Source organism: Streptosporangium sp. NPDC049078 (assembly GCF_040648855.1).
Taxonomy (GTDB): domain Bacteria; phylum Actinomycetota; class Actinomycetes; order Streptosporangiales; family Streptosporangiaceae; genus Streptosporangium.
Map to the genome: position 1 here is coordinate 72,350 of NZ_JBEZEL010000011.1, position 13,134 is coordinate 85,483.

Sequence of the window (13,134 nt, forward strand, 5' to 3'; positions counted from 1 at the left end):
CCAATAGTGGACAGTGGCCGGTATTCCCCTAATCAATAGTGATCACTAGGATTTCCTAGGGTATCCACGCTCCTGATGCATTAGGGGATGCTGTCAGCCATTGAATGAGATGCGCGGCGCCTTATTTGGCTGCCTCGGGGCATCTCGGGTGGGATGGGGTGATATGAGAGTGGAAACTGAGGAGCTCGTCGTCGGGCTTCTCAAAGGTCCCGCACGCACCGCTCCGAGCATCTGGACGCGATCCTATGTCCGCATCCTCCTCGCCGGGGATATCGCGTGCTCTGTCATCGCCTGTGAGACCGTTCTGGGCGTTCGCCTGTGGTTCGGCGCCTTCATCCCGGTGGAGGAGGCCCTGCTCGGGCTGGGTCTCGCCCTGATCTGGCCGCTCGCCCTGGTGTCCGGAGGCGCCTATCGCCGGCGTACGCACGGTGAGGGTACGGACGAATTCCGAGCGGTTTTCAACGGTGCCGCCGGTCTGACGGCGGCGGTCGCGATCGGTGCGTATGTCACGCAAACTCCGATCGCCCGAAGTTTTGTCATGGCGATGTTCCCGCTCGCTTTCACTCTCACGCTTTTCTTCCGCTACCGGATGCGTAAACGGTTGCACCGCAGACGCTCGCGCGGCGACTACATGCGTCACGTGGTCGCCGTCGGCCATCGGGAGTCGGTGCTCGACCTGGTGATGCAGCTGCGCAGGCAGCCGCACCACGGCATGACCGTCGTCGCCGCGTGCCTGCCCGCGGGTCCCGACCTGGTGGAGATCGACGGGGTTCCGGTCCTCGGCAACTTCTCCGACGTGCCCACGGTGGTGGCCGAGGTCAACGCCGACGCCGTCGCGGTTTTGGCCTGTCCGGAATTGGACGGCGCCGCGCTGCGCAGGCTCGCCTGGGGGTTGGAGGACGCCCGCACCGACCTGTTCGTGGCCCCCGCGCTGATGGACGTGGCGGGCCCGCGCATCAGCATCAGCCCGGTCGCGGGCATGCCGCTGCTGCACGTCGAGCACCCCGACTTCCGCGGCGCCCGGCGGCTGGCGAAGAGCCTGTTCGACCGGGCGGGGGCGGGTCTCGCCCTCCTGGTGCTGGGGGCGCCCATGCTGGTGATCGCCGCGCTGATCCGCGCGACCAGCCCGGGGCCCGCCCTCTTCCGCCAGGTCAGGGTCGGTAAGGGGGGCACCGAGTTCCAGGTCGTGAAATTTCGCACGATGGTGGTCGACGCGGAGCAGCTCAAGATCGACCTGGAGCGCGAGAACGAGTTCGACGGCGTCCTGTTCAAGATTAGGAACGATCCAAGGATCACCCGCGTGGGTGCCTTCCTGCGCCGATACTCCCTCGACGAACTGCCCCAGCTGCTCAACGTGCTGCGCGGCGAGATGTCCCTCGTCGGCCCGCGCCCTCCGCTGCCCGACGAGGTCAGGCAGTACGGCGCCGACGTACGCCGCCGCCTCGTCGTGAGCCCGGGCATGACCGGCCTGTGGCAGGTCAGCGGGCGCTCCGACCTGACCTGGGAGGAGTCGGTGCGCCTGGACCTCCGCTACGTCGAGAACTGGTCGCTCTTCCTGGACCTGCAGATCCTCTGGAAGACCTGGGGCGCCGTGACCGGCGGAGAAGGGGCCTACTAGTGAAAGCACTCGTGCTCGCCGGAGGGTCGGGCACCCGGCTGCGGCCGATCACCCACACCTCCGCCAAGCAACTCGTCCCCGTCGCCAACAAGCCCGTGCTCTTCTACGGGCTGGAGGCGATCGCCGCCGCGGGCATCCGCGAGATCGGGATCGTCGTCGGCGACACGCACGCCGAGATCGAGGCGGCCGTCGGCGACGGCCGCGCGTTCGGCCTGGAGGTCACCTACGTCCGGCAGCGGGCACCGCTGGGCCTGGCCCACGCGGTGCTCGTCGCCCGCGACTACCTCGGCGACGACGACTTCGTCATGTATCTCGGCGACAACTTCATCGTCGGCGGCATCAACGACGTCGTCGAGCGCTTCGCCCGCGAGCGGCCCGCGGCCCACATCATGCTCACCAAGGTCGGAGATCCCCGGCAGTTCGGGGTCGCCGAGCTCGACGCCGCCGGCCGGGTGATCGGCCTGGAGGAGAAGCCACCCGTGCCCAAGAGCGACCTCGCACTGGTCGGCGTCTACCTGTTCACCGCCGCGATCCACGAGGCGGTGGCCGAGCTCAAGCCGTCGTGGCGGGGAGAGCTGGAGATCACCGACGCCCTGCACTGGCTGATCGCCGACGGGCGGCGGGTCGAGTCCTCCGTCATCTCCGGCTACTGGAAGGACACCGGGAACGTCACCGACATGCTGGAGGTGAACCGGCTGGTACTGGAGTCCCTGCGACCACGCCTGGACGGCCTGGTCGACGAGGCGAGCCAGCTGATCGGCCGGGTGGTCGTCGAGGAGGGCGCCACGATCGAGCGGTCCCGCGTCGTCGGACCCGCGATCATCGGCCCGGGAGCCCGGATCCGCGACAGCTACATCGGCCCCTTCACCTCGATCGCGGCGGACTGCGCGATCAGCGCGAGCGAGATCGAGTACTCGATCGTCCTGCCCAGGTCCTCGATCGCCGGGGTCTCGCGCATCGAGGCGTCCCTCATCGGCCACGACGTCGAGGTCACCCCCGCCCCCACCACCCCCAGAGCCCACCGTCTCGTGCTGGGCGATCACAGCAAGGTCCAGATCAGTTCATGACAACAGCCGACAGCGGGACGACCTCCGCCCCGTCGAACACTGCGTCGAGCACCCCGTCGAAGGTCCTGGTCACCGGGGGAGCCGGATTCATCGGCTCCCACTTCGCCCGGCTGCTCGCCGCGAGCGGGGCCGCCGTGACGGTCCTCGACAAGCTCACCTACGCGGGAAACCGGGCCAACCTGGAGGGGACGCCCCACGACTTCGTGCACGGCGACGTCTGCGACACCGAACTCCTGGCGGGGCTCGTCCCCGGCCACGACCTCGTCGTCAACTTCGCCGCCGAGTCCCACGTCGACCGGTCGATCGACGGCGCCGCCGACTTCGTGAGGACCAACGTCCTCGGTACGCAGGCGCTGATGCAGGCCTGCCTGGAGGCGGGCACCCCGAGGGTGGTGCAGGTCTCGACCGACGAGGTGTACGGGTCGATCGACGAGGGCTCCTGGGACGAGGGCGCGCGGCTCGGCCCACGCTCGCCCTACTCCGCGGCGAAGGCGAGCGGAGACATGATCGCCCAGGCGTACGCGATCACCCACGGCCTGCCGGTCTCCATCACGCGCTGCGGCAACAACTACGGCCCCCGCCAGTATCCGGAGAAGCTGATCCCGCTCTTCGTCACCCGCCTGCTGCGGGGGCGCAGGGTCCCGCTCTACGGCGACGGCGGCAACGTCCGCGACTGGGTCCACGTCGACGACCACTGCGCGGGCATCCGCGTCGTCGCCGAGCGCGGCGCACCCGGCGAGGTCTACCACATCGCCGGTACGGCGGAGCTGAGCAACGTCGAGCTCGTCGCCCGGCTCCTCGATGCCTGCGGCGCCGGATGGGACATGGTCGAGCGCGTCCCCGACCGCAAGGGGCACGACCGCCGCTACTCCCTGGACGACTCCAGGCTCCGCGCGCTCGGCTACCGGCCGTCCGTGCCGTTCGAGCGCGGCCTGGCGGAGACGGTCCGCTGGTACCGGGAGAACCCCGGCTGGTGGGAGGCCGCCGCGGAGGCGGCGGGCGTCGGCCCGGCGTCGGGCGGCGCGGATGCGCCCGGTGCGGCGGGTCCGGGGGGCGCGGCCGGTTCGACGGCCCCGGTGGGGCCGATGGGTTCGGCCGGTCCGGCGGAGATGGCCGGTGCGGTGGGCGGACGGCGAGGAGGGACGGCCGGATGACCCGCTGGATGATCATCGGTGCCTCCGGCATGCTCGGGACCGAGCTGGAGGCCCGCCTGCGTGCCGAGGAACAACCCTTCCTCGCGTTCGGCAGGCACGAGCTGGACCTCTGTGACACGTCCGCCGTACGCCACCTGATCGCGGCCTGCAGGCCCGACGTCGTGGTCAACTGCGCCGCGTGGAACGCCGTCGACGAGGCGGAGACGCGGGAGGACGAGGCGCTCGCGGTCAACGGCACCGCGGTGCGCTCGCTCGCCGAGGCGTGCGGGCGCGTCGGCGCGCGGATGATCCAGCCCTCCAGCGACTACGTCTTCGACGGCACCGCGCTGGACCCCTACCCCGAGGACGCGCGGCCCTGCCCGGTCAACGCGTACGGCAGGACCAAGCTCGCGGGTGAGCGCGCCGTGCTGGAGGTGCTGCCGCACGGCGGCTACGTGGTGCGCACGGCCTGGCTGTACGCCGCGACCGGCCACAACTTCGTCCGCACGATGATGCGCCTGGAGGGCGAGGGAATGGCCCCCGAGGTCGTCGGCGACCAGTTCGGCCAGCCCACCTGGGCCGGTGACCTCGCGGCGAGGATCGTCGACCTGGCGGTGAGCGACGCGCCGCCCGGCGTCTACCACGCCACCAACTCGGGCCACACGAGCTGGTACGACCTGGCCAGGGAGGTCTTCACGCTGCTCGGCGCCGATCCCGGCCGGGTGAAGGAGATCCCCTCCAAGGACCTCACGCGTCCCGCGCCCCGGCCCGCGTACAGCGTGCTGGGGCACGACGGCTGGCCCAGGGCGGGCCTGCCGCCGATGCGGCACTGGAAAGAGGCGCTGAGGGAGTCCCGTGTGCTCGCGGCGGGCTAGCGGGGGCGTCCGTGTCGAGGGCCGGGCACGGAAGAGGCCGGGCGGGACCCCGCCGGGCGGGACCTGGCCGACAGGGACCCGGTCGGCAGGGACCCGGTCGGCCGGGACCCGGTCGTCGGGCGCGAGAAGAAGGACCCAGTCGGAGAACCGTCGGACCGCGTCACGCGGCGAGGGAGCGCATTCATGACAACCTGCAGGCTGTGCGGCTCGACGAGCCTGGCCAGCGTCGTCGACCTCGGGGCGACACCGCCCTGCGAGCGGTTCCTCACCGCGCCGCAGCTGGAGGAGCCCGAGGTCACCTACCCGCTGCACCTGCGGGTCTGCACCGCCTGCTGGCTCGCGCAGATCCCGCCGATGATCACTCCTGAGGAGACCTTCACCGAGTACGCCTACTTCTCCTCGTACTCCACCTCGTGGGTGGAGCACGCGCGGGAGTTCGTGTGCGGGGCGGCCGAGCGGCTCGGGCTGGGGGCCGGGTCGTTCGTGGTCGAGGTGGCGAGCAACGACGGATACCTGCTGCGGCACGTCGTCGAGCGGGGCATCCGCTGCCTGGGCGTCGAACCGTCGGAGAACGTCGGCCAGGCCGCCAGGGACGCCGGGGTGCCGACCGTCACGGCGTTCCTCGGCCCGGAGACCGGCGCCTCGGTGCGCGCGGAGCACGGCCCCGCCGACCTGGTGGTCGCCAACAACGTCTACGCCCACATCCCGGACATCGTCGGCTTCACCCGGGGGTTGCGCGCCCTCGTGGCCGACGACGGCTGGGTCTCCATCGAGGTCCAGCACCTGCTCACCCTGATGGAGCGTAACCAGTACGACACGATCTACCACGAGCACTTCCAGTACTACACGGTCGCCTCCGCCCAGCGTGCCCTCGCCGCCGGCGGGCTCGCTCTCGTGGACGTCGAGTCGCTGCCCACGCACGGGGGCTCGATCCGGCTGTGGGCGAGACCGGTGGAGGCCGTGGACGCGCAGCGGGAGCCGGGCGCCTGGGGAGAGTCGGGCGTCCGGGAAGAGTTGAGCGTCCGAGGGGAGCTGGACGTCCGGGGAAGGCTGGGCGTCCGGGCGGAGCCGGGCGGACAAGCCGGGCCGGGCGGACAGGGCGGGCAGAACGGGTCGGGCGAGCGGAACGGGTCGCCGGACGGGCCGAGCGAGCGGGTGGCCGCGCTGCTCGCGGCGGAGAAGGCCGCCGGTCTGCACGAGCTGTCCGGGTACGCCGAGTTCGGCGAGCGGGTGGCGCGGGTGCGGCGGGACCTGCTGGGCTTCCTCCTCGACGCCGCCCGCGAGGGCAGGACCGTCGTGGGCTACGGAGCGCCGGGCAAGGGCAACACCCTGCTCAACCACTGCGGCATCCGGCCCGACCTGCTTCCCTTCACCGTCGACCGCAACCCGTACAAGCACGGCAGGTTCACCCCCGGCACGCGCGTACCGATCCTGCCGCCGGAGAGGCTCGCCGAGGAGCGGCCCGACTACGTGCTGGTCCTGCCGTGGAACCTCCGCGACGAGCTCGTCGACCAGCTGTCCTTCGTGCACGCCTGGGGAGGCCGGCTGGTCTTCCCCATCCCCAATCTGGAGATCGTCGAGGTGAACCCGTGAAGGTCGTCCTCTTCTGCGGCGGATACGGCACCAGGATGCGCACCGGCACCCCCGGTGACGTGCCCAAGCCCATGCAGCTCGTGGGGCCACGGCCGCTCATCTGGCATGTGATGCGCTACTACGCGCACTTCGGGCACACGGAGTTCATCCTCTGCCTGGGGTACGGCGCGCACCACATCAAGGACTTCTTCCTGAACTACCAGGAGACGACGTCCAACGACTTCGTCCTGCGCGCGGGCAGGGTCGAGCTGCTGTCCACCGACATCTCCGAGTGGTCGATCTCGTTCGTGCAGACCGGGATCGCCTCCCCGATCGGCGAGCGGCTGCGCCGGGTCCGCGACCACCTGGACGGCGAGGAGATGTTCCTCGCCAACTACGCCGACGTGCTCACCGACGCGCCGCTGCCGGAGATCGTCGACCGCTTCGCCCGGTCGGGCGCGGGCGCGTCGATGATGGTGGTGCCGCCCGCCGACACCTTCCACTGCATCGAGCTGGGGGAGCGCGGCACGGTCGGCGGGATCACGCCGGTGAGCGAGATGCCGCTCTGGGTGAACGGCGGATACTTCGTGCTCCGCCAGGAGATCTTCGACCACATCCCGGAGGGCGGCGACCTGGTCGCGGACGGCTGCGCGGAGCTGGCCAAGCGCGGCAGGCTGCTCGCCTACCCGCACCGCGGCTACTGGCGGCCCACGGACACGGTCAAGGAGCGGGTCGCCCTCGACGAGGCGTACTCGCGCGGCGACCGCCCCTGGGCGCTGTGGGAGCGCGAGCCCGTACCCGGATCGGTGACGGCCCCGGAGCGCGAGCCCGCACCCGGACCCGTGACGGCCTCGAAGCGTGACCTCGTACCCGGACCGGTGACGGCCCCGGAGCGCGAGCCCGCGCCGGTGCTCGGGCAGGCACCGGGGTACGAGTCGGCGGCGGTGCTCGAAGGCGGGCCCGCGGCGGTGACGGTCACGTGATCCGGTTCAGAGCGGCCAGGACGGGCCGGATCGCGCTGCTCGCCGCGCACTGCGACGACCTGGCGATCGGGGCGGGCGGCAGCCTGCTCACCCTCTGCTCCGCGCGCCCCGGCGTCCAGGTGGACGCCCTGGTGCTCTCCGGTGGCGGGACCGAGCGCGAGGACGAGGAACGCGCCGCGCTCGACGCGTTCTGCCCCGGCGCCGACCTGCGGCTCACCGTGCTCAAGCTTCCCGACGGGCGGCTGCCCGCGCACTGGGAGGAGGCGAAGGCGGCGGTGGAGGAGCTGCGGGCGCGCACCGACCCCGACCTGCTGTTCGCGCCGAACCCCGCCGACGCCCACCAGGACCACCGGGGCCTGGCCAAGCTGGTGCCCACGGCCTTCCGCGACCACCAGGTGCTCGGCTACGAGATCGCCAAGTGGGACGGGGACCTGGGGCGGCCCACGGCCTACCAGCCGCTCACCCCGGAGATCGCCGAGGCGAAGGTGGGCCTGCTCCACCGCCACTACCCCTCGCAGCGTCACCGTTCCTGGTTCGACCGCGAGGCGTTCCTGGGACTGGCCCGCATCCGCGGGATCGAGTGCCACGCCCGCTACGCCGAGGCGTTCCACGTCAACAAGCTGACCTTCGACCTGGCTGGAGGCTGAACCGGATGCGCGTGCTGCTGACCGGGCACCAGGGCTACCTGGGGAGTGTGATGGCCCCGGTGCTCGCCGCCGCGGGCCACGAGGTGACCGGGCTCGACTCCGGGCTCTTCGCCGGATGCCTGCTGGGTCCCGCGCCCGACGACCCGCCGGGACACGCGGTCGACCTGCGGGACGTCACCCCCGAGGCGCTGGCGGGGATCGACGCGGTGGTGCACCTCGCCGCGCTCTCCAACGACCCGCTGGGCGCGCTCGCGCCCGAGCTGACCTACGACATCAACCACCGCGCGGCGGTGCGCCTGGCGAGGCTGGCCCGTGACGCGGGCGTACGCAGGTTCCTGTACGCGTCCACCTGCTCGGTCTACGGAGCCTCCGGCTCGGACCTGGTCGACGAGGACGCGCCGCTGCGCCCGGTCACCCCGTACGCCGACTCCAAGGTCCGGGTGGAGAACGACCTGCTCAAGCTGGCCGACGACGACTTCAGCCCGGTGTTCCTGCGCAACGCCACCGCGTTCGGGTTCTCGCCCAGGCTGCGCGCGGACATCGTGCTGAACAACCTCGTCGGGCACGCGCTGTTGTCCGGTGAGGTCAGGGTGCTGTCCGACGGCACCCCGTGGCGCCCGCTGGTGCACGCCGCCGACATCGCGAACGCCTTCGCGATGGCGTTGGACGCGCCGCGCGACGCCGTTCACGCGAAGGCGTTCAACGTCGGCACCGAGGAGAACAACGTGACGGTGGCGGAGATCGCCGCCGAGGTCGCGGAGGCGGTGCCCGGCTCCGAGGTCGTGATCACCGGGGAGAACGGGGCCGACCCGCGCTCCTACCGGGTCGACTTCTCCCGCATCCGCGCCGCGCTTCCCGGCTACCGGGCGCTGTGGACGGTGAAGGCGGGCGCGGTCGAGCTGGTCGAGGCGTACGGGCGGTTCGGCCTGACCGAGGACGCCTTCCGGCGCCGATTCACCAGGCTGGCGTGGCTGTCGGCCCGCCGCGAGGCCGGGACCGTCGACGGCGCGCTGCGACCAGGGCGGGGCGGTGAACGGTGACGGGCGAGGGCGGTGAACGAAGACCGGGAGCGGAGCACGGCGGCGTGGCGCCGGAGGTGAGAGGCGACGGCGAGACGCCGGAGGAGGAGAGCGGCGGCGAGCCGCCGGGCGTGATGAGCGGTGACGAGGTACCGAGCGCGATGCGCGGCGCCGAGGCGCCGAGCGTGACGAGCGGCGAGACGCCGGAGGAGGTGAACGGCGAGGCGCGGGAGATGCACGACCTCGTGGAGCGGCTCTACCCGCTCTGCAGGAGCATCACCGGCGACGGCGTGCGCCGCACCCTGGAGGTCGTCGGGGAGTTCCTCCGCCTGCAGGTCCGCGAGGTGCCGACGGGCACCCAGGTCCTCGACTGGACGGTGCCCAGGGAGTGGAACATCCGCGACGCCTACGTCAAGGACGCCTCGGGCACCAGGGTCGTCGACTTCGCCGCCTCCAACCTGCACGTGGTCGGCTACAGCGTCCCCGTGGCGGCGACCATGACCCTGGAGGAGCTCCGGCCCCACCTGCACACGCTCCCCGAGCAGCCCTCCCTGATCCCGTACCGCACGAGCTACTACGCGGAGACGTGGGGCTTCTGCCTCGCCCACGACACCCTGGAGAGCCTGGAGGACGGGCCGTACGAGGTCGTGATCGACTCCACGCTCGCCGACGGGCACCTCACCTACGCCGAGCACGTGGTGCCCGGCAGGGTCGCCGAGGAGGTGCTCGTCTCCTGTCACGTGTGCCACCCCTCGCTCGCCAACGACAACCTGGCGGGCATCGCGGTGGCGGTGAGGCTCGCGCGGCGGCTCGCCGGAGCCGACCCGTGGTACACCTACCGCTTCCTGTTCGCGCCGGGCACCATCGGCGCGATCAGCTGGCTGGCGCGCAACAGGGAACGCGCGAGCCGGATCAGGCACGGCCTGGTGCTGGCCTGCGCGGGGGACCGCGGCCCGCTGACGTACAAGCGCAGCAGACGCGGCGACGCCGAGATCGACAGGGCCGTCCGGCACGTGCTGCGAAGCTCGGGGCGCGCCCACACGGTCGTCGACTTCTCCCCGTACGGCTACGACGAGCGGCAGTTCTGCTCGCCCGGCTTCGACCTGCCCGTCGGCTCGCTCACCAGGACCCCGTACGCGGGCTACCCGGAGTATCACACCTCCGCCGACAACCCGGACTTCGTCTCTCCCGAGGCGATGGCCGACACCCTGGAGACCTGCTGGGAGGTCACCCGGGTGCTTGAGGACAACCGCGCCTACCTCAACCTCAGCCCGTACGGGGAACCGCAGCTGGGCAGGCGGGGCCTGTACGGGTCGCTGGGCGGGCGCAGCGACACCAAGGAGACCCAGATGGCGATGTTGTGGGTGCTGAACCTCTCCGACGGGAGGCACAGCCTCCTGGACATCGCGGAACGTTCGGATCTTCCCTTCCGTGCCGTGGCGGAGGCGGCAGGGGCCCTTCGTGGTTCGGGACTTCTCAAGGAGTGTTCGCTGTGACGCGGTTCCAGGTCGTGACGGGCTCCCGGGCGGGCGAGGCGCTCAACCTCCGGGTCGGCGAGACGGTGGAGGTGCTCGGCGAGGCCGAGATCATGGCCACGCTGGACGAGAAGGGGGAACTGGACCGGCTGCCCTTCATGCCGGAGATGCTCGCCTTCTGCGGGCGGCGGCTCACCGTGCACAAGGTGGCGCACAAGCTCTGCGACACGATCGGCGGCAGTGGCATGCGGCGGATGGAGCGCGCCGTCCACCTGAGTGGCGCCCGCTGCGACGGGCAGGCGCACGGCGGCTGCCAGACGGCCTGCCAGTTCTACTGGAAGGAGGCCTGGCTCAAGCGGGTGGACCCGACCTCCCCTGCCTCGGACTCTCCGGTTCCGACCTCCCTGACCCCGACCTCCCCGATCCCGGATCCCTCCTCTCTCGCCTCCTCCGCCGCCTTCGTCGGTGGGAACGGTCTCGCCGCGGGCAGGCCCCTGCTGCCGATCCTGCAGGCCGCCACCAGGAAGGAGCCGGGCCCCGACGGGGAGGAGCGCTTCTCCTGCCAGGCGACCGAGTTGCTGCGCGCCGCGCCCACCTGCCTGCCCTTCAAGGACGTCAGGCAGTACGTCACCGACGTGCGCAGCGGGAACGTGGGCGTGCCCTGGATGCTGCGCTCGTTCCTCGTGGGGCTGTTCAACCGCTTCCAGCAGGTGGCGAAGCGCGTCCTGCCCAGGTGGATGTGGATCAAGGGCGGGATGCGCTGGGGTTTCGTCAGGGGCGAGGCGGGACGCACCACGCCGACGCTGAGCCTGGACCTGCGGCCGGGAGAGCTCGTCCGGGTGAAGTCCAAGGAGGAGATCCTCAAGACGCTCAACGACGACCTGCTCAACCGCGGCATGGGGTTCGAGGAGGAGATGTCGCGCTACTGCGGCCACGTCGCGCGGGTGAGCGCCCGCGTCGAGAAGTGTCTGGACGAGAAGACCGGCCGCATGCTCCGGATGAAGAACCCCTGCATCATCCTCGACGGCGTCATCTGCGCGGGCGCGTACAACGTCAGCTGCCCGCGCGAGTTCGTCCCCTTCTGGCGGGAGATCTGGCTCGAACGCGTCGAGGAGCCCGGCTGAGCGGGCCGTTCCGTGAAACAGGCGGCGAACCAGACGGACCAGACGAACCAGACGGAGAGACGGGCGGAAGACACGGATGGAGCAGCGGACCGAGCCGAACCGTGAACAGGACGGGGACGCCGGTGAGCAGGTCGGGACGATCGGCAGGAAGGCCGGTCGCGGGCTGCGCTGGAGTCTCCTGGGCAACCTGGGCACGAAGGCGACCACCTTCGTCATGGGACTGGTGCTCGCCCGGCTCCTCGTGCCCGAGGACTTCGGCCTCTACGCCATCGCGCTCGCCGCGACCACCTTCGTCATGCACGTCAACGACGTCGGCATCATCGCCGCCACCGTGCAGTGGCGGGGCAGGGTCGAGGAGATGGCGCCGACGGCGACGGTGATGGCCGTGGTGTTCAGCGCGGGGATGTACGGGATCTTCTGGGTGGTGGCCCCGTACTTCGCGGAGCTGGCGGGCAGCGCGGAGGCCACCCCGGTGGTCCGGCTGCTCACCGTGATCATCCTCATCGACGGCGTCACCGCCGTGCGGGCGGGCTCGCTGATGCGCGGGTTCGGGCACGACAGGCTGACCAAGGCCAACATCGCGGGCTCGCTGGTCAACGCCGGGGTGGCCATCGCGCTCGCCGCGAACGGTGCCGGCGCCTACAGCTTCGCCTGCGGGCAGGTGGCTGCCAACACGGTCACCGGCGCGCTGGTGCTCGCCTGGGCCGGGCTGCCGTTCCGCGTCGGCTTCGACCGGGAGGTGGCGGTCAGGCTCCTGCGGTTCGGGGCGCCGCTGGCCCTGGGGCTCGGTATCGAGGCGGTGCTGATGAACGCCGACTACGTCATCGTCGGCGCCGTGCTCGGCCCCGTCGCCCTCGGCTTCTACCTGCTCGCGTTCAACGTCTCCAGCTGGGTGCCCAGCGTGATCGGGACCGCCCTGCGCTACGTCACCGTGCCCAGCTTCTCGCGGCTGGCCGAGCAGCGCTCCGAGTCGTTGTCGCTGGGAGTGCAGCGGTCGGTGCCGTTGCTGGTCGCGTTCGTGCTGCCGGTCGCCGTGGTGACGGCCACGCTGGCCCCGGCGATCGTGGCGTTCCTCTACGGCGAGAAGTGGGCACCGGCCGCCGGGGTCCTGGCGCTGCTGGCGGTCCTGATGGTCGTACGGATGCTCACCTCCCTCGCCTTCGACATCCTCACCTCTGCGGGCGCCACCAAGGCGACCGTGTGGATGAACCTCGCCTGGGCCGTGGCGCTGGTGCCCGCGCTGTGGGCGGGCACGCACTGGTACGGCATCCGCGGCGCGGCGGTCGGGCACGCGCTCGCCGGAGTCCTGGTCGCCCTGCCGGTGTCGGCCCTGCTGCTGAGCCGCGCGGGGGTGCGTCTCGCCCCCATCCTGCCCGCTCTCGTACGCCCGCTGCTGGGCGCCGTGGTCGCGGCGGCCGTCACGACGACGCTCGTCGGCCTGACGAGCGGGCCGACGGGCGGCGGGATGACCGCGGTTTCCGCGTTCGTCCAGCTCTGCGTGGCCGGCGGCGGGGGACTGCTCGCGTACGTCCTGATCGCCGTACCCATGACACGGCTCAAACAGCTGGGCGCACGGGTGGTCCCCGCCCGCGCCCGCTGACGGAACACCCGAACCCACGAG

Annotated in this window: 11 protein-coding genes; all 11 read left to right on the plus strand. The window is 71.4% G+C overall.

The features are described from left to right. Positions 1-163: 163 nt before the first annotated feature. The 11 genes from AB0B90_RS19955 to AB0B90_RS20005 all read left to right on the plus strand — a co-directional run bounded on the left by AB0B90_RS19955 (position 164) and on the right by AB0B90_RS20005 (position 13,113). Positions 164-1,618 carry a sugar transferase gene (locus AB0B90_RS19955; protein ID WP_362923936.1) on the plus strand — a complete coding sequence of 485 codons (1,455 nt, stop codon included), beginning with the start codon at positions 164-166 and terminating at the stop codon, positions 1,616-1,618. Continuing rightward, a complete protein-coding gene (locus AB0B90_RS19960) occupies positions 1,618-2,685 on the plus strand; it encodes a glucose-1-phosphate thymidylyltransferase (protein ID WP_362896780.1) in 1,068 nt (355 codons plus the stop codon). The genes AB0B90_RS19955 and AB0B90_RS19960 overlap by 1 nt, the downstream gene beginning before the upstream one ends. Beyond that, entirely contained in the window at positions 2,682-3,839 is a 1,158-nt protein-coding gene (gene rfbB, locus AB0B90_RS19965; protein ID WP_362923938.1) for a dTDP-glucose 4,6-dehydratase, read from the plus strand. Before AB0B90_RS19960 ends, rfbB begins: the two co-directional genes overlap by 4 nt. Continuing rightward, a complete protein-coding gene (rfbD, locus tag AB0B90_RS19970; RefSeq protein ID WP_362896778.1) occupies positions 3,836-4,693 on the plus strand; it encodes a dTDP-4-dehydrorhamnose reductase in 858 nt (285 codons plus the stop codon). The genes rfbB and rfbD overlap by 4 nt, the downstream gene beginning before the upstream one ends. A gap of 183 nt (positions 4,694-4,876) precedes the next feature. Continuing rightward, a complete protein-coding gene (locus AB0B90_RS19975; protein ID WP_362923940.1) occupies positions 4,877-6,286 on the plus strand; it encodes a class I SAM-dependent methyltransferase in 1,410 nt (469 codons plus the stop codon). Beyond that, positions 6,283-7,248 carry a sugar phosphate nucleotidyltransferase gene (locus AB0B90_RS19980; RefSeq protein WP_350942722.1) on the plus strand — a complete coding sequence of 322 codons (966 nt, stop codon included), beginning with the start codon at positions 6,283-6,285 and terminating at the stop codon, positions 7,246-7,248. The genes AB0B90_RS19975 and AB0B90_RS19980 overlap by 4 nt, the downstream gene beginning before the upstream one ends. Next, a complete protein-coding gene (locus tag AB0B90_RS19985; RefSeq protein WP_350942724.1) occupies positions 7,245-7,895 on the plus strand; it encodes a PIG-L deacetylase family protein in 651 nt (216 codons plus the stop codon). The genes AB0B90_RS19980 and AB0B90_RS19985 overlap by 4 nt, the downstream gene beginning before the upstream one ends. Positions 7,896-7,900: 5 nt before the next feature. After that, positions 7,901-8,935 (plus strand): SDR family oxidoreductase, encoded by a 1,035-nt coding sequence (locus AB0B90_RS19990; protein WP_350942726.1) that lies wholly within the window; start codon positions 7,901-7,903, stop codon positions 8,933-8,935. Positions 8,936-8,979: 44 nt separating this feature from the next. Then, positions 8,980-10,410: a DUF4910 domain-containing protein gene (locus tag AB0B90_RS19995; RefSeq protein WP_362923942.1), complete on the plus strand. Its 1,431-nt coding sequence runs from the start codon at positions 8,980-8,982 to the stop codon at positions 10,408-10,410. After that, positions 10,407-11,513, plus strand: a complete 1,107-nt coding sequence (locus tag AB0B90_RS20000) for a hypothetical protein (protein ID WP_350942730.1) — start codon at positions 10,407-10,409, stop codon at positions 11,511-11,513. The genes AB0B90_RS19995 and AB0B90_RS20000 overlap by 4 nt, the downstream gene beginning before the upstream one ends. A 76-nt stretch (positions 11,514-11,589) precedes the next feature. Beyond that, on the plus strand, positions 11,590-13,113 hold the full coding sequence (locus tag AB0B90_RS20005) for a lipopolysaccharide biosynthesis protein (protein ID WP_350942732.1): 1,524 nt from the start codon (positions 11,590-11,592) through the stop codon (positions 13,111-13,113). Positions 13,114-13,134: the final 21 nt, after the last annotated feature.